This window comes from Burkholderia sp. MSMB1835 (assembly GCF_001526365.1).
Classification (GTDB): Bacteria; Pseudomonadota; Gammaproteobacteria; order Burkholderiales; family Burkholderiaceae; genus Burkholderia.
In genome coordinates this window covers 99,037-115,670 of sequence record NZ_LOYP01000034.1, presented here as the reverse complement: position 1 = coordinate 115,670, position 16,634 = coordinate 99,037, and the positions used below count along the sequence as shown (strand labels likewise).

The 16,634-nt window shown below is 69.7% G+C and carries 11 protein-coding genes; 5 read left to right on the top strand and 6 right to left on the bottom strand.

Going from position 1 to position 16,634, the window contains the following annotated elements; genetic code table 11:
• Positions 1-90 precede the first annotated feature (90 nt).
• Positions 91-1,581, bottom strand: coding sequence for a polyhydroxyalkanoate depolymerase (locus tag WS96_RS14915; RefSeq protein ID WP_059825030.1), 1,491 nt, complete (start codon positions 1,579-1,581; stop codon positions 91-93).
• Between the two features lie 214 nt (positions 1,582-1,795).
• Positions 1,796-3,625, bottom strand: coding sequence for a glycoside hydrolase family 15 protein (locus tag WS96_RS14910; protein ID WP_059833416.1), 1,830 nt, complete (start codon positions 3,623-3,625; stop codon positions 1,796-1,798).
• 166 nt (positions 3,626-3,791) lie between these two features.
• On the opposite strand from WS96_RS14910, the gene WS96_RS14905 reads away from it, so the two are divergent.
• Complete coding sequence (locus WS96_RS14905; protein WP_156443634.1) at positions 3,792-5,036, top strand: lactonase family protein; 1,245 nt, start codon at positions 3,792-3,794, stop codon at positions 5,034-5,036.
• Positions 5,037-5,132: 96 nt separating this feature from the next.
• On the opposite strand, the gene WS96_RS34510 is transcribed toward WS96_RS14905, so the two are convergent.
• Together WS96_RS34510 and WS96_RS14895 are read right to left on the bottom strand one after the other, a co-directional pair.
• The gene (locus WS96_RS34510; RefSeq protein WP_059833413.1) at positions 5,133-9,644 is read right to left on the bottom strand and encodes a DNA translocase FtsK; all 4,512 of its coding nucleotides are present in this window, start codon (positions 9,642-9,644) and stop codon (positions 5,133-5,135) included.
• 177 nt (positions 9,645-9,821) lie between these two features.
• Positions 9,822-10,367 carry an META domain-containing protein gene (locus tag WS96_RS14895; protein ID WP_059781278.1) on the bottom strand — a complete coding sequence of 182 codons (546 nt, stop codon included), beginning with the start codon at positions 10,365-10,367 and terminating at the stop codon, positions 9,822-9,824.
• Positions 10,368-10,583: 216 nt separating this feature from the next.
• Between WS96_RS14895 and purT the strand changes: the two genes are divergently transcribed.
• The 4 genes from purT to WS96_RS14875 all read left to right on the top strand — a co-directional run bounded on the left by purT (position 10,584) and on the right by WS96_RS14875 (position 14,409).
• Positions 10,584-11,798 carry a formate-dependent phosphoribosylglycinamide formyltransferase gene (purT, locus tag WS96_RS14890; RefSeq protein ID WP_059833411.1) on the top strand — a complete coding sequence of 405 codons (1,215 nt, stop codon included), beginning with the start codon at positions 10,584-10,586 and terminating at the stop codon, positions 11,796-11,798.
• A gap of 18 nt (positions 11,799-11,816) precedes the next feature.
• Positions 11,817-12,002, top strand: coding sequence for a DUF6726 family protein (locus tag WS96_RS14885; protein ID WP_034208025.1), 186 nt, complete (start codon positions 11,817-11,819; stop codon positions 12,000-12,002).
• Positions 12,003-12,095: 93 nt separating this feature from the next.
• Positions 12,096-12,476, top strand: a complete 381-nt coding sequence (locus tag WS96_RS14880; protein ID WP_059833409.1) for an MliC family protein — start codon at positions 12,096-12,098, stop codon at positions 12,474-12,476.
• A gap of 385 nt (positions 12,477-12,861) precedes the next feature.
• Entirely contained in the window at positions 12,862-14,409 is a 1,548-nt protein-coding gene (locus tag WS96_RS14875) for a DEAD/DEAH box helicase (protein ID WP_059833407.1), read from the top strand.
• Between the two features lie 283 nt (positions 14,410-14,692).
• Here WS96_RS14875 and gluQRS read toward each other — a convergent pair whose 3' ends face one another.
• A complete protein-coding gene (gluQRS, locus tag WS96_RS14870) occupies positions 14,693-15,589 on the bottom strand; it encodes a tRNA glutamyl-Q(34) synthetase GluQRS (RefSeq protein WP_059833405.1) in 897 nt (298 codons plus the stop codon).
• A gap of 25 nt (positions 15,590-15,614) precedes the next feature.
• A complete protein-coding gene (locus WS96_RS14865; protein ID WP_059833403.1) occupies positions 15,615-16,472 on the bottom strand; it encodes a sulfurtransferase in 858 nt (285 codons plus the stop codon).
• Between the last annotated feature and the right edge of the window lie 162 nt (positions 16,473-16,634).

Genomic DNA, 16,634 nt, shown 5'->3' with positions numbered 1-16,634 from the left:
GAACTGACGAGCCGCCCGCTCGCGGCCGCCGCATAAAAAACGCCGCCGTGCGCAAGCAACGGCGGCGTTTTTGCGTCGGAACGCGATGCGTCAGGCGGCCTTGCGGGCCCGCACGGGTTTTGCGCGCGGGCTGCTCGCCGCGCGTTTGGCGGCGGGCGCGGCCTTCGCGGCGGGCGCCTTGGCGGGCGCGACCGTCACGGCCGGCGTCTTCGCGCGCGCGCGTTTCGCGGCGGTGACGCGCGCTGTCGTTTCCGGCTGCGGCTTGGCGGCCGGCACGACGCCGATCGTGGTCGCATCCTGCGCATCGGCGGGCAGCTTCGTCGCGCCGTGCTTCGGTTCCGGCGCATGCTCGCGGATGAAGTCGCGCAGTTGCGGATAGATGATCGTGCGCCAGCGGCGGCCCGAGAAGATCCCGTAGTGGCCGCACTTCTCGGCGGTCAGGCTGCGGCGATCGTCTTGCGGGATGCCCGTGCACAGCTCGTGCGCGACGTGCGTCTGGCCGCTGCCCGAGATGTCGTCGAGTTCGCCCTCGATCGTCATCAGCGCGGTGTGCTTGATGTCCTGCGGCCGCACGCGCTCGCCTTCGACGTCCCACGTGCCTTCCGCGAGCCGGAATTCCTGGAACACGACGCGGATCGTCTCGAGGTAATACTCGGCGGCCATGTCGAGCACCGCGTTGTACTCGTCGTAGAAGCGGCGGTGCGCTTCGGCGTCGTCCTCGTCGCCGCGCAGCAGGCTCTGGTAGAAATCCCAGTGCGATTGCGCGTGCCGCTCCGGGTTCATCGCGACGAAGCCCGTGTGCTGCAGGAAGCCCGGATATACCTGGCGGCCTTCGCCCGGATAGTTCGCCGGCACCGTGTGGATCACGTTGTTCTCGAACCACGCGGTCGAGTGCTGCGTCGCGAGCGAATTCACGGAAGTCGGGCTGCGGCGCGCGTCGATCGGGCCGCCCATCATCGTCATCGTGAGCGGCGTGTCCTCGCCGCGGCTCGCCATCAGCGAAATCGCCGCGAGCACCGGCACCGTCGGCTGGCATACCGAGATCACGTGCAGGTTGCGCGCGCCGATGTGACGGATGAATTCCTGGATGTACGCGATGTAGTCGTGCAGGTGGAACGGGCCGGTCTCGACCGGCACCATCCGCGCGTCGATCCAGTCGGTGATGTAGACCTTGTGATCCTGCAGCAGCGTGCGCACCGTGTCGCGCAGCAGCGTCGAGTGGTGGCCCGACAGCGGCGCGCAGACCAGCACGACCGGCTCGTCCTTCAGTTGCGTGACGGCGTCGGCGTCGTCCGAATAGCGCTTGAAGCGCAGCAGCCGGCAGAACGGCTTCTCGATGATCGTCTGCTCGACGATCGGGATGTTGTGGCCGTCCTTGACGATCTGATGGATGTTGAATTCCGGCTTTTCGTAATCCTTGCCGAGCCGATACATCAGCTCATAGGCGGCGGCCATCCGCGGCGCGCCGGGGATCAGCGAGAACGGGCTGGACGGATTCGCGAACGACTTCGAGGCGGCCTGGGCCCAGGCCGTGAGCGGGCTCAGCATCGCCCGCTGGAATTCGTGCAGTTGGTAAAGCATGCAGGCTACTCCCGCGTGGGGGGACGGTGCGCAAGGGCGGCGTGGGGCGTCGCGGCGTGCCGTGTGGGTCAGCGGCCGGCCATGTTGCATTGCAGCCGGACAATCTCGTCGATCATATCGGACAACGATCGGTTGTGCAATGCAACATTTCCCGGTTTTTTCATCAAAATTTTGCGATTTGACGATCTATGAACAAGGGCGCGCGCCGCGCCGCTCAGCGCCCGGTCGCGACGGCCGGCGCGGGCTGGCCGGCCGCGCGCGCCATCGCGTCTTCGTGGTGCATCAGGTTCATCGCGGTATGCACGAGCGCCACGTGCGAGAACGCCTGCGGGAAGTTGCCGACGAGCCGCCCGGCCACCGGGTCGTACTCCTCCGCGAGCAGCCCGAGGTCGTTCGACAGCGCGAGCAGGCGGCTGAAGAGCCGATGCGCGTCGTCGATCCGGCCGAGCAGCGCATAGCTGTCGACCAGCCAGAAGCTGCATGCGAGAAACGTGCCTTCGCCGGGCGGCAGGCCGTCGTCGTATTCGGTCGTGCGGTAGCGCATCACGAGCCCGTCGTGCAGCAATTCCCGCTCGATCGCGTCGACCGTGCCGACGATGCGCGGGTCTTCCGGCGGCAGGAAGCCGAGCTGCGGCAGCAGCAGCACGCTCGCGTCGAGCTCGTCGCTGCCGTAGCTCTGCGCGAACGCCTGCTTGCCTTCGTGCCACGCGTTGGCGCAGACGTCCGCATGGATCCGCTCGCGCAGCGCGCGCCAGCGGTCGAGCGAGCCGGGCAGCCGGAACATTTCCGCCGACTTGATCGCGCGGTCGAACGCGACCCACGCCATCACCTTCGAGAACGTGAAATGGCGGCGGCCGCCGCGCGTTTCCCAGATGCCTTCGTCGGGTTCCTGCCAGATCTTCTCGAGGTGGTCGAGCAGCGCGCACTGCACGGACCAGACCGTGTCGTCGGCCTGCAGGCCGCCTACGCGCGCGAGGTGCAGCGCGGCCATCACCTCGCCGAACACGTCGAGCTGGAGCTGGTTCGCGGCGCCGTTGCCGACGCGCACCGGCTTCGAATCCTGGTAGCCGGGCAGCCAGTCGAGCTCCATTTCCGGCAGCCGGCGCTCGCCGGCGATCCCGTACATGATCTGGATCTGCTCGGGCGAGCCGGCCATCACGCGACCGAGCCACGTGCGCCATGCGCGCGCCTCGTCGTAGTAGCCGCCGCGCATCAGCGCGAGCAGCGTGATCGTCGCGTCGCGCAGCCAGCAGTAGCGGTAGTCCCAGTTGCGGTTGCCGCCGATCTTTTCGGGCAGCGACGTGGTCGGCGCGGCGACGATGCCGCCGGTCGGTTCGTACGCGAGCGCCTTCAGCGTGATCAGCGAGCGGCGCACGGCGGCCGCGTAGCGGCCCTGCACCTGGCAGCGGCCCGACCATTCGAGCCAGTAGTTCTCGGTGCGCGCGAGCATCGACAGCGGGTCGCGCGCCGGCGGCAGCCGCATGTGCGACGCCGCGTAGCCGAGCGAGAACGGCACGCGCTCGTCGGCGTTGACCGTGAATTCCGCGAGCGTATGGAGGTTCTTGCCGGTGAGCGGCACCGGCGTACGCAGCACGACGGTATCGGGGCCGGCGATGGCCTTCATGCCGTCCTCGCGGGTCAGTTGCGTGACCCACGGAATCGAGAAACCGTAGTCGAAGCGCAACACGAGCTCCATGCGCATCTTCATCGTGCCGTGGCGGCCGACGACGATCCGCACCAGTTCGGACCAGCCGTTGCCGGGCGGCATGAAGTCGATCACGGTGACGGCACCGTCGGCGCTTTCGTAATCGGTTTCGAGAATCAGCGTGTCGCCGCGATAGCGGCGGGTCGTGTGCGTGATCGTGGCGTCGGCGGCCGGAGCAAGCAGCCAGCGGCCGTGCTCGGGCGTGCCGAGCAGCGCCGCGAAGCAGGCGCCCGAATCGAAGCGGGGCCAGCACAGCCAGTCGACGGAGCCGTCTTTTGCGATCAGCGCGGCCGTGTGGCCGTCGCCGACGAGGGCGTAGTCTTCGATCAGGGCGGGCATGGGCAGGCGATCCTTGGGTATTCGAGTTCACAATGCGGACGTCGGCGGCCCGGACTTCACGCCCGGGCGCCGCGCCCCGTATACTCGGCCGGGCGGCGGAGCGCATGAACGGCCGGCGTTTCGTCCTATCTCAACACTTGAAGCGACTCGATGCAAGGAGGATTCAATGCCCAACCGTTTACGCGAGCGTGACGCACGCGCTTCGACACGAGGGTTCCCGCTTAGGCTCGCTCACTGGATGAAAGGTTTCGCGATCGTGCTTTCCCTGTCCGCGACCCACGCATTCGCGCAGCAATCGTCCGCCCCGGCCGACGGCGTCTACAACCTGCTCGTCGGCACCTATACGGGCGGCGGCAGCGACGGGATCTACGTTTACCGCTTCGATACGAAGACGGGCAGCGTCGCGCCGGTGTCGTCGGCGAAGACCGAGAATCCGTCGTATCTGTTGCCGAGCCGCGACGGTCGCACCGTGTACGCGGTCAACGAGCTGCCCGGCGACAACGGGCCGGCGACGCAGCGCGGCGGCGTCAGCGCGTTCGGCTTCGACGCGAAGACGGGCGCCCTCACGTTCATCGACCGCGTGTCGTCGGAAGGGAACGATCCTTGCTATCTCGCGCTGTCGCCGGACGGCAAGTACCTCGTCACCGCCAACTACTCGGTGGCGGCCGATCCGGGCGGCAGCTTCGCGGTGTTCCCGATCCGCGACGGCGGCGCCGTCGGCCCGGCCGTGCTGACGGTCCATCACGAGGGCACGGGGCCCGTGAAGGGCCGCCAGGACGGCGCGCACGTGCATTCGACGGTATTTTCGCCGGACGGCCGCTACCTGTTCGTGCAGGATCTCGGCGCGGACAAGATCTACGGCTACCGCTACACGGTGGACGGCAGCCGCGGGCTGATCAGCCCGACCGACACGCGCTACACGCCGGTGAAGGCCGGCTCGGGCCCGCGTCACATGGTGTTCGGCGCCGACGGCCGCTTCGCGTACGTGACGAGCGAGCTCAACGCGTCGGTCGAGGTGTTCGGCTATCACGACGGCAAGCTGACGCCGGTCGAGACGGTGCCGATGACGGCCCCGGGCTTCAAGGGCAAGGTCGGCGGCGGCGCGATCCACCTGTCGCCGGACGGGCGCTTCCTGTACGTGAGCAACCGCGGCGACGCGAACGACCTCGTGATCTACGCGGTGAACAAGGCGGACGGCCGGCTGAAGCGCGTCGGCCGCCAGTCGAGCCTCGGCAAGACGCCGCGCGAGTTCCTGATCGATCCGACCGGCAAGTGGCTGATCGTCGGCAACCAGGACAGCGACACGTTCTACGTGTTCAGTCGCGACGTCGAAACGGGGCAGCTCGGCGCGAATCCGCAGAAGGTCGCGGTCGGCAAGCCGGTCGATTTCAAGCTGGTGCCGGTGCAGTAAACGAGAAAGGCGCTGCCGAGGCAGCGCCTTTTTTTGCGGACGGCCCGTTGCGCGGCGCGCCCGTGGCGATGAATCGCGGCCGGCGGGCCGCCCGCTTCACTCGGCCGCGGCCGGCACGAGCACCTCGCGGCTGCCGTTGATGCCCATCGCCGATACGAGGCCGGCCGCTTCCATCTGCTCGACGAGGCGTGCCGCACGGTTGTAGCCGATGCGCAACTGACGCTGCACCGACGAGATCGACGCGCGTCGCGTGCGCACGACGAACGCGACGGCTTCGTCGTACAGCGGATCGGCTTCCGCGTCCGGCGCATCGCCGAACAGGTCCTGCGTCGCGCCGTCGGTGGCCGGGCCGTCGAGAATCCCTTCCTCGTACTGCGGCTCGCCGAACTGCTTCAGATACTCGACGATCCGGTGCACTTCCTCGTCGGCGACGAACGCGCCGTGCACGCGCTGCGGATAACCGGTGCCCGGCGGCAGGAACAGCATGTCGCCCATCCCGAGCAGCGACTCCGCGCCCATCTGGTCGAGGATCGTGCGCGAATCGATCTTCGACGACACCTGGAACGCGACGCGCGTCGGAATGTTCGCCTTGATGAGGCCGGTGATCACGTCGACCGACGGCCGCTGGGTCGCGAGGATCAGGTGGATGCCGGCCGCGCGCGCCTTCTGCGCGAGGCGGGCGATCAACTCCTCGATCTTCTTGCCGGCGACCATCATCAGGTCGGCCAGCTCGTCGATCACGACGACGATCAGCGGCAGCTTCGACAGCGGCTCCGGGTCGTCGGGCGTCAGCGAGAACGGGTTGCCGATCTTCTTTTCCTTCGCTTCCGCGTCGCGGATCTTCTGGTTGAAGCCCGCGAGGTTGCGCACGCCGACGGCCGACATCAGCCGGTAGCGCTTCTCCATTTCGCCGACGCACCAGTTCAGCGCGTTCGCCGCGAGCTTCATGTCGGTGACGACCGGCGCAAGCAGGTGCGGGATGCCTTCGTAGACCGACAGCTCCAGCATCTTCGGGTCGATCATGATGAGCCGCACGTCTTCCGGCGTCGCCTTGTACAGCAGCGACAGGATCATCGCGTTGATCGCGACCGACTTGCCCGAACCCGTCGTGCCCGCCACGAGCATGTGCGGGGCCTTCGCGAGATCGGTGACGACCGGGTGGCCGGTGATGTCCTTGCCCATCGCGATCGTCAGTTGCGACGGCGAATGCTGGTACGGGCGCGATTCGAGGATCTCCGACAGGCGGATCATCTGGCGCTTCGCGTTCGGCAGTTCGAGGCCCATGCAGGTCTTGCCGGGGATCGTCTCGACGACGCGGATCGACGTGAGGCCGAGGCCGCGCGACAGGTCCTTCATCAGGCCGACGATCTGGCTGCCGCGCACGCCGAGCGCGGGTTCGATCTCGAAGCGCGTGATCACCGGGCCGGCCGATGCGCCGACCACCGTCACCGGCACCTTGAATTCCTGCAGCCGCTGTTCGATCACCTGCGCGGTTTGCGCGAGGTGTTCCTCGGTGATCGTTTCGACGTCGTCGGATGCGGGCTCGAGCAGGTCGAGCGTCGGCAGTTCGACGCTGAACGACGCGGGTGCGTGGAATTCGAACGCGTTCGGGCGCGGTGGGCGGGCGGGGGCGACCGGGGCCGGTTCGGCTGCCTCGATGGCTTCGGCGGCGTCGGCGGCCGGTGCGCCGATCGACGGGGTAGCGGGCAATGTCGGCGCGGAAAACGCGGCTGCCGGCGTGGGCGAGAGGTTCGCGGCGGGGAGGGGCGTCGCTTGCGGTGTCGCGGTCGGCGTTGCGCCCGCGTCATGCGACATCGACCCGCTTGCCGACGGCGCGGCAGGGGCGGGCTGTGTCGTCGACGTCTGGGCTGCAGCTGCGGCGGGGACGAACGCGATCGACGGAGCCTGCGTCGCAGCGGTCGCGCCCATCGAGGTCGGCGATCCGGCGGCAGCGGCAGGCGAGCCCGCGATCGAGTGGGCCGGCGTGGCGGCGGCCGTGGTCGTCGACGCGATCGTGCTGAAGGACGGCGACGTCGGGGCGGACGCGGTGGGCGACGCGAGCAGGCCGCTTGCCGGCTGCGGACTGACTGCGCTCGATGAACCCGATGTCGCGAAAGTCGTGGTGCCGGTCGACGGGGTTGCCGTGTCGACCGGAAGCGTCGATGCCGGCGCGTAAGACGGTGCGGCGACGGGCGCGGACGCGAAAGTCGCGGGCGTCACGGTGGCGGGTGCCGGCGTTGTAGGCGCCTGCGCAGTCGAACCGAACGACGAACCCGATGCGCCGGTCGCCGATGGCGTCACGGCGGGCGCATCGATCGATGCGGGCGTCGAAGTGCGCGAAAGCGAACCGTAGGTCAGGCCCGTCACACTGGCCGGCGACGCCGACGCGGCGGAAGTAGCGGGTGGTATCGACGCGGTCGGTTGCGACGGCGACGCGGACGCCGTGCCGGTTACGCCGACCGACGAAACTGCGGCGGCGACGGGCGCGATGCTCGATGTGGAGGCGAGTGCGGACGCGTGTGCAGTCGAACCGTCAGCCGTGCCGGCCAGCGGCGACGCAGCGGCGGTCGAAGCCGCCGAGGTGGCGGCAAACGGCTGAACCGCCGGTGATTTCGGCAATTCGGCGGAGACGGTCGACGAGGCCGCGGTGGGCTGCACCGTCGAAGGTGTCCAATACGTGGCGGCGGGCGTCGCGCGTGGAGCGACAGCCGGCAACGGCGCCGCAGGTTCCACCTCGACCGGCTTGGCAGCGTCCGGTGCGGGATGCGATACGGCCGGTGCGGACGTTGCCGCAATCGACGAAGCGGGCAGGGCAGCGAACGAAACGATGCTGTCGGCCGGCGGCTTCACGTCGGCGTGCGGATCGGCAGCCGCTTGACGCAAGTGGACCGGTGCCGCGCGATCGATTGCAGGCGCCGGTCGTGCGTCGTCCTCGTCGTCGACATCGACGGATGCGGTCGGCTTGCCGGCGCCGAGATCGTGAGCCGCTGCATTGCCTGCTTGCGCGAACGCCGAATGAGCGGACTCCGATCCCGTGGCGTGCGCGGGCACATCGGCCATCGGGTTTTCGGTCGGCACGTCGAGCGCGGAAACCGGCGGGCTGACGACGTCGTCCCAAGGCGCGACGTCGAGGGGTGCGTCGAACGACGGCGCAGCGGCCGCATCGTCCACACGACGGATTTCGTCGTCGGCGCGATGCGCGAACGCGCGATCGTCGATGCCGGTATCCGGCGGCGTGGGCGGTGCGGCGTCGTCGAGCGCCCGGGTGGGCGAATCGACACGCGGGGCCTGCGCGATACCGGATTGCACCGGCATGAAGGCGTCGAGCACGATCGGCGCGCCGTCGTCGCGAGCAGGCGCGGCATCGTGTGCGGCCGGGACATCGCCGTCCTGGGCTGCGATGTCCTGCGCCGCGGGGACGAACGCGTTCGACGCGGCCGCGGATGCCGGCGCGGCCGCGCTGCCTGCCGTCGCGGCGACGCCGGCCACGGCGGCGGCAGCGGTCGCCGCGCGCGTGGCATCGGCCGATTGCGCGCCGCCCAGCGACGCCCATTGCGCGGTGCTGGCCTCGATCGAACGCAGCGTGTCGTGAACGCTCGGCGCCGGCGTGATCGGCGCGGCTGGCTGCTCGTTCCATGCATAGAGCGGTGCACGCGCCGGCGCGGGCGGCGTCGGGCGACGTCGTGCCGCGTCCGACGGGCCGGCGGCCGCCGTGCCCGCGACCGGCCGCACCGGCGGACGCTGCGGCGGCGTACCGGCCGGGCGCGGGGTGACCGTCGCGCGCGGCGCCGTCTGCGTCAGCGCGGCGGTGGCCGGTCGCGCGGCGGTCGGACGCGGCCGGACGGGTTCGAATCCGACCGGAAGCGGTGCGGGCGCGGGGCGCGGCACTTGCGCGTTCGCCGCGGCGCGCGCGAGGCTGGCGGTGCTGCCGGTCGTCGGAGGCGGCATCGCGCTGGCCGGGATCGGCGCGGGCGGCGCGGGCGTGCGCGGCGGGGCGGTCGGCTTCAGCCAGCCCGACGGCGCGACGGGCTCCGCGAGCGGGCGGGGCGGCGTCTTGCTGCGCGGCTTCGGGCGCGCCTGCGGATCGGGTTTCCACACCGTCGGGCGCGAATACCGGCCGTTCTGGCGCGGCGCCATCGAATTGACGGTGTGCGCGGTGGTCGGCTGCACGACGTCGTCGTCGCGATGCAGCGCGCTGCGCGGCAGGTCGGCGATCCCGCGCGCGTCGTCGTCGCCGCCGTCGCGCGACAGCTTGACGCCGAACGACGTGTCGACCCACGCGGCGAACTGCCGCCAGCCGATGCCGGTCAGCCACGGCAAGCCGGCGAACAACAACACGACCATCGCGACCGGCGTGCCGATCGGGCCGAGCACATGGGCGAAGCCGGCCGAGCACGCATGGCCGAGCGCGTTCGTGTCGGGGCCCGACAGCGGGCTCGTCAGCGTGCAGCTTGCGACGAATACCGCGGCGAAGCCGAGCCACAGGCGGATCGAGCCGCGGCCGGCGAGCCCGCCGCCGCCGGGCAGCATCGCCTGCACGAGACGCCAGAAGAGAAGGAGAAACCAGACGGCGGAGATGCCGAACCAGCCGAAGACAACCGTGTGCATGCTTTGAAACAGGAGTGGGGCGGGGCGCGCGGGGCGCGACCCGCCGAGTTTAACCGGCCGGCGAACAAGACTCTGACGCGGCGTGATTCCGATTCATGCCGCGCGACGCACGTGGGTGGCACGTGCGCGTGGCGCGCCGCGCGAAGGCGGTCGGTCGGCCTTCGCGCGCGCCGTCCATCAGGGGCTCCGTTGCGTGAACGTCAGCGTCGCGCCGGCTTGGGTCACGATCTGCAATTGCTGCGGCGCGCGCATCTGCACGCCGGTTTTCTCGATGTGGGCGAGCGCGTCGAGGTACGCGGATTCGAGCTGGCCGCCGAGCGTGTTCGGGCACGCCATTCGCGTGCCGGCGAGCGGGCCGAAGCTCAGCAGGCCGTTCTTGATCGCGTAGGTGCCCATGTAGCGGTTGCAGCCCGAGAACCCGCTCGCGCGGCGGATGCCCGAGTCGGTCGACAGCGCGAGCTTGATCGGCTCGCCGTTGTCGCCGTGCGGGATCGCGCGCGGCGTGCCGTCGGCGTTCACCCAGCTGGTGAGCTCCCAGCTCGTGTCGTCGAGCAGCTGGACGGCGGCCGGGTTGTACGGGTCGGGTGCGGGGGCGGCGGAATCGGGATGGGTCGGCATCGCGCAGGCGGCGAGAAGCGTGGCAAGCGTCAACGCGCAAAGCGGCGCGCGCAACGGGCGAAGCAGGCCGGTGCGTGCGCGTGCGGCCGCGGACAGGTGGGACATGAGCCTCGTTCCTCTTCGGATTCTGATCAAGGCGTAAGAGTAACGCACCCGCCCCGCGGCAGGCGAGCCGACACTTCGCGCGCGAAAACGTTCGCGGCCCGCCCGCGGGCCTCGCGCGACCACGCGCGGGCGCGGCCAAACCGCCCAAACCGGCGCGGATGCCCGTGTTAACATCGAAGCCGTTTTCGTCCTCCAACAGAACCAGCGGGAAATCACATGCAGATCGGTCAGCGGCTCGGTACGCCGCTTTCACCCTCGGCCACGCGCGTCATGCTGCTCGGCGCCGGCGAACTCGGCAAGGAAGTCATCATCGCGTTGCAGCGTCTCGGCGTCGAAGTCGTCGCGGTCGATCGCTATCCGGACGCGCCGGGCCACCAGGTCGCGCATCGCGCGCACGTGATCGACATGACGGACCCGGCCGCGCTGCAGGCCATCGTCGAAGCCGAACGGCCGCACCTGATCGTCCCCGAGATCGAGGCGATTGCCACCGACGCGCTCGCGGCGATCGAGGCGGCCGGCCTCGCCGAGGTGATCCCGACCGCGCGCGCGACGCAGCTCACGATGAATCGCGAAGGGATCCGCCGGCTCGCAGCCGAGGAACTCGGCCTGCCGACTTCCCCGTATGCGTTCGCGGATTCGTTCGAGGCCTTCGGCGCGGCCGTCGCGACGATCGGCATGCCGTGCGTCGTGAAGCCCGTGATGTCGTCGTCGGGCAAGGGGCAGTCGGTCGTGAAGACCGACGCCGACGTGAAACCCGCGTGGGACTACGCGATGGCGGGCGGGCGCGTGAACCACGGCCGCGTGATCGTCGAGGGCTTCGTCGATTTCGACTACGAGATCACGCAGTTGACCGTGCGCGCGATCGACCCGGCGACGCTCGACACGCGCACCTATTTCTGCGAACCGGTCGGCCACGTGCAGGTGGCGGGCGACTATGTCGAATCGTGGCAGCCGCAGCCGATGAGCGCGGCGGCGCTCGAGAAATCGCGCGAGATCGCGCACAAGGTGACCGAGGCGCTCGGCGGGCGCGGGCTGTTCGGCGTCGAGCTGTTCGTGCGCGGCGACGACGTATGGTTCTCCGAGGTGAGCCCGCGGCCGCACGATACGGGCCTCGTCACGCTCGCCTCGCAGCGCCAGTCGGAATTCGAGCTGCACGCACGCGCGATTCTCGGCCTGCCGGTCGATCCGGCGCTCGGCACGCCGGCCGCGTCGGCGGTGATCTACGGCGGGCTCGACGAGCGCGGGATCGCGTTCGAAGGCGTGCGCGACGCGCTCGCGGTGCCGGGCGCGGACCTGCGCCTGTTCGGCAAGCCGGAAAGTTTCGCGAAGCGGCGCATGGGCGTCGCGCTGGCGACCGGCGCGACCGTCGACGAAGCCCGCGAACGCGCGAAGCGCGCTGCCGCGGCCGTCCGGCCCGTGTCGGCGCGCTGACGGAACGAGGAGAGGACGATGGCGTCGCGATGGTTGCGTATCGGAAAGCTGGGCGCCGCGCTGGCGCTCGTCGCGAGTCTCGCCGGCTGCGGCGTCGCGGCCGCGCCGTGCCGGGTGGCGTCGGCCGGACTCAAGATCGTGCCGCTCGTCGGCCATCTCGCCGCGGCGCCGACCGATGCGTGCGCAGACGTGATCGATCCCTGATTCTGGCGATCGGCGCGATTTCCCGCCGGTCCCGCAAACACTAACCGCGCGTCCCGCAAGGGCGCGTTTCCACCGTCTCGTGAGAGGACCTGCATGATTCGCCACACCCTCGCCGCGCTTGCGCTCGCCGGCACCGCCGTTTCGGTCGCGCACGCCGCGCAACTGACCGTCGAGGAGATCGACGCCGACGCGCGCCAGCAAACCCTCTACCAGTGCGCGAACCACAAGCAGCCGGTGCGCGTGTCGTACTGGCTCGCGGGCAACGGCCAGAGCTTCGCGCTCGTGCCGGTGGACGGCAAGCAGATGCTGTTCGTCGATACGGTGTCGGCGTCGGGCGCGCGCTACCAGGCCGGCCGCTATACCTGGTGGACGAAGGGCAAGGAAGCGACGCTGCGCGACGAGATCGCCGACCCGCAGTCGCCGCCGCTGCTGGGCGACTGCGTGCAGGTCGAGAAGAATAAGAAGAAGGGCTGAGCGGCGGACGCGCGCGCAGCGCGTATTCGCCTGCGTGACCTGCCGTCGGGTTGACGGCCGGGCGCACGGGCAGGCGGCGGGCAGGCCGGTGTGGGATTCCAGGATCGAGCCCCTAATATGGTTCGCTGGCCGATACGGATAGTCCGATCGGCCAATCGCCCGGTCGCGCGGGGCGGACGGGCATGCCGCGCGAACCGCGGTCGCGGCCGTTCGCGGCGTTGTCACGGACAGATGCGCGCACGGTGCTACAATACGGCCCTTTCCGCCGGCATTCGCGCCGAACGGAGTCCGCACGGCCTGGCGTCCGGCGTTCGCATCGAACCGGTCCCAAGCGCCAGAGCGGCGCCGCGCGGCGCGCCGCGGCTCCGTCTATTTCCGAATTGTGATGAGCGCAGGCCCGGCCGGCCTGACGCACGATGTCCCCGCCGCGCCTTTTGAGCGAAACGCCACCATGTCCGATTCTGTCGCCAAGCCCGTCGACGCAACCTTCGACCAATTCGGCCTTGCCGCCGATATCCTGAAAGCCATTGCGGAGCAGGGCTATACGACGCCGACGCCGATTCAGGCTCAGGCCATTCCGGTCGTGCTCGCCGGCCGCGACGTCATGGGCGCCGCGCAAACGGGCACCGGCAAGACCGCGAGCTTCTCGCTGCCGATCATCCAGCGTCTGCTGCCGCAAGCCAACACGAGCGCGTCCCCGGCGCGCCATCCCGTGCGGGCGCTGATCCTCACGCCGACGCGCGAACTCGCCGACCAGGTCGCCGCGAACGTGCACGCGTATGCGAAGCACACGCCGCTGCGCAGCGCGGTGGTGTTCGGCGGCGTCGACATGAACCCGCAATCGGCCGAACTGCGCCGCGGCGTCGAGATCCTGATCGCGACGCCGGGCCGCCTGCTCGACCACGTGCAGCAAAAGACGGCGAACCTCGGCCAGGTCCAGATCCTCGTGCTCGACGAAGCCGACCGGATGCTCGACATGGGCTTCCTGCCCGATCTGCAGCGCATCCTGAACCTGCTGCCGAAGGAGCGTCAGACGCTGCTGTTCTCGGCCACGTTCTCGGGCGAAATCAAGAAGCTCGCGTCGACCTACCTGCGCAACCCGCAGACGATCGAAGTCGCGCGCAGCAATTCGACGAACGCGAACGTCACGCAGATCGTCTACGACGTCGCCGAAGGCGACAAGCAGGCGGCCGTCGTGCAATTGCTGCGCGATCGCGGCCTCAAGCAGGTGATCGTGTTCTGCAACAGCAAGATCGGCGCGAGCCGCCTCGCGCGCAATCTCGAGCGCGACGGCGTGGTCGCGTCGGCGATTCACGGCGACAAGACGCAGATCGAGCGGATGCAGGCGCTCGACGCGTTCAAGCGCGGCGAAATCGAGGCGCTGGTCGCGACCGACGTGGCCGCGCGCGGTCTCGACATTGCCGAGCTGCCGGCCGTGATCAACTTCGACCTGCCGTTCAGCGCGGAAGACTACGTGCACCGGATCGGCCGTACCGGTCGCGCCGGGGCGACGGGTGACGCGCTGTCGCTGTGCAGCCCGAACGAGCGCAAGCAGCTCGCCGATATCGAGAAGCTGATCAAGCGTCCGCTCGACGTGCAGACGCTCAAGCTCGACAAGCCCGCGCGCCAGCGTCACGACGAGCGCGGCGGCGAGCGCAGCAGCGAGCGCGGTGGCGAACGGGGTGGCCGGCGCGAGCGCGACGAGCATCGCGGTGCAGCGGGTCGCCGCTCGGGCAGTTCCGAGCGTGGTGGCCATCATCGCCGCCACGAAGCGCCGGTCGACGATTTCTTCCTGAAACCGTACGAGCCGTCGGCGCCGGCGAAGCAGCCGGACGACACGCAGGCCGCGCAGCAGCCCGAGAAGAAAGGGCCGAAGCGTCAGGTCGCCGCGCTGCTCGGCGGGTTCGGAATGCCGCGCAAGCCGTCGGCGTAAGCCGGGCGAAGCGGCAGGGCGGCGCGGGAGCGCTGCCGGACAGGCGGGTACATGCGACGAGCATGTGCCCGTTTTTCATTGGGCGAGCGGTCGGGACGGGGCGTGCGTGCGCGGGCAATTGAGTGCCGTGCCGGGGCGGATATTTCGATGCGATGCCGTTGCGCATTGCGCAACGACGGTAGCGGACGGGGCGCTCAGGCCTGCGTCACGCTTTCATGCGATCGGATTCGACGCCGACGGATGCAGGAACGTCGTCGGCATGGGCCGGAGTCCTGCCGGCGATTCAACCGGCGCGCGGCCCGAAGCGACGCGCCCACGCATCGGTGGCGGCCGCGTAGAACGCGTCGATCGTATCGCCCGGCAGCTCGCCATCGTTCGACAGTCCGAGATGCGCGGCCGCGGCCCGCAGCGCCGGCAGCGGATCGTTGCGTTCGAGCGCCGTCGCGCCGGTCTGCTTGCTGAGCTTTTCGCCGTTGGCGTCGACGACGACCGGCACGTGCAGGTACGCGGGAGTCGGCACGCCGATGCAGCGCTGCAGATGGATCTGGCGCGCGGTCGAATCGAGCAGGTCGGCGCCGCGCACGACGTGCGTGATGCCGGCGTCGGCATCGTCGACGACGACCGCGAGCTGATACGCCCATTGGCCGTCCGCGCGTTTGAGCACGAAATCGCCGACTTCGGTCGCGAGGTTCTGCGATTGCGTGCGCTGCCAGCGATCGTCGAACGCGATGAGCGCGTCGTCGCCGTCCGGCACGCGCAGCCGCCATGCGCGCGCGGGTTTGCCGTGCAGGCCGTTGCGGCAGGTGCCCGGATACGCGAGCGTCGTGTGGCGTTCGTGGGCGGCGCGCAGCGAATCGGCGATTTCCTTGCGCGTGCAGCCGCACGGATACACGAGCCCCGCCGCGACGAGCCGCTCGAGCGCGGCCGTGTAGGCCGCGTCGCGCGTACTCTGCCAGACGGGCCGCTCGTCGGGCGTCATGCCGAAATGCGCGAGCGTCGCGAGGATGTCGTCGGCCGCGCCGGGCACCGCGCGCGGGCCGTCGAGATCCTCGATGCGCACGAGCCAGGTGCCGCCGTGCGCGCGTGCGTCGAGCCAGCTCGCGAGCGCGCCGACCAGCGAGCCGAAGTGCAGCGGGCCGGTGGGCGACGGCGCGAAGCGGCCGCGATAGCCGTGGTTCATCGGCGGAGCGCGGTGCGACGTACGGTTACGCGGCGGCGCTGGCGGCCGTTGCGCAGGCCGGGCACGACTTGCCGGGCACGTAGTGCGGCGATTGTTGCGCTTCCGCCGTGACGACCGCGCGGCACGCGAAGCACGTGACGTTGTCGGTGGGCTGGAGCTGCGGGTTCAGCGCGGTGCGGTAGTCGAACACGAAGCAGTCGCCGTGATAGTGCGCGCCGCCGACTTCCTCGAAGTACTTCAGGATCCCGCCTTCGAGCTGGTACACGTTCTCGATGCCGATTTCCTTCATGTGGATCGCGGCCTTCTCGCAGCGGATGCCGCCGGTGCAGAACGACACGACCGTCTTGCCCTCGAGGTCGGCGCGATGCGCGTCGATCACTTCCGGGAATTCGCTGAACTTGTCGATCCGGTAGTCGAGCGCGTTGTCGAACGTGCCGACGTCGACTTCGAACGCGTTACGCGTGTCGAGCATCACGACCGGGCGGCCCGTATCGTCGTGACCGCGGTCGAGCCACGTCTTCAGCGTGCGGGCGTCGACGAACGGCGCACGGCCGAGTTCCGGCTTGATCGCGGGCTTCTTCATCGTGATGATCTCGCGCTTCAGGCGCACGAGCATGCGGCGGAACGGCTGCGAGTCGGACAGGCTTTCCTTGAACTGCAGCGTCGCGAACTTGCCTTCGAACAGCGGATCGTGGCGGATGTACGCGATGAACGCGTCGGTGGCTTCGCGCGTGCCGGCGATGAACAGGTTGATGCCTTCCGGCGCAAGCAGGATCGTGCCGCGCAGCCCGAGTTCGTTGCAGCGGGCGGTGACGAGCGGGCGCCATTGTTCGTTCGCGTCGAGCGAGACGAAGTGGTAGGCGGCGAGGTTGACGATGGTCATGATGGTCCGACGGGAAAACGGCCGCACGGCGGCCCGCAAAAAAGGGTGCGAAGCCGGGGCGTTGATTCGAAAAACCGTATTATCCCGCAAACGGCGGGCGCATCGGTACCCGGCCGATCGGCCAACCGCGCGGCGCGTCGCCGCGTGCATCGGCCGAACGGC

Excerpts from the sequence above, each read along its gene's own strand:
- WS96_RS14880 (WP_059833409.1), top strand. The coding sequence starts at position 12,096 with ATGATTCGCCACACCCTCGCCGCGCTTGCGCTCGCCGGCACCGCCGTT.
- WS96_RS14905 (WP_156443634.1), top strand. The coding sequence starts at position 3,792 with ATGCCCAACCGTTTACGCGAGCGTGACGCACGCGCTTCGACACGAGGG.
- gluQRS (WP_059833405.1), bottom strand. The coding sequence starts at position 15,589 with ATGAACCACGGCTATCGCGGCCGCTTCGCGCCGTCGCCCACCGGCCCG.
- WS96_RS14910 (WP_059833416.1), bottom strand. The coding sequence starts at position 3,625 with ATGCCCGCCCTGATCGAAGACTACGCCCTCGTCGGCGACGGCCACACG.
- purT (WP_059833411.1), top strand. The coding sequence starts at position 10,584 with ATGCAGATCGGTCAGCGGCTCGGTACGCCGCTTTCACCCTCGGCCACG.
- WS96_RS14885 (WP_034208025.1), top strand. The coding sequence starts at position 11,817 with ATGGCGTCGCGATGGTTGCGTATCGGAAAGCTGGGCGCCGCGCTGGCG.
- WS96_RS34510 (WP_059833413.1), bottom strand. The coding sequence starts at position 9,644 with ATGCACACGGTTGTCTTCGGCTGGTTCGGCATCTCCGCCGTCTGGTTT.
- WS96_RS14865 (WP_059833403.1), bottom strand. The coding sequence starts at position 16,472 with ATGACCATCGTCAACCTCGCCGCCTACCACTTCGTCTCGCTCGACGCG.
- WS96_RS14895 (WP_059781278.1), bottom strand. The coding sequence starts at position 10,367 with ATGTCCCACCTGTCCGCGGCCGCACGCGCACGCACCGGCCTGCTTCGC.
- WS96_RS14915 (WP_059825030.1), bottom strand. The coding sequence starts at position 1,581 with ATGCTTTACCAACTGCACGAATTCCAGCGGGCGATGCTGAGCCCGCTC.
- WS96_RS14875 (WP_059833407.1), top strand. The coding sequence starts at position 12,862 with ATGAGCGCAGGCCCGGCCGGCCTGACGCACGATGTCCCCGCCGCGCCT.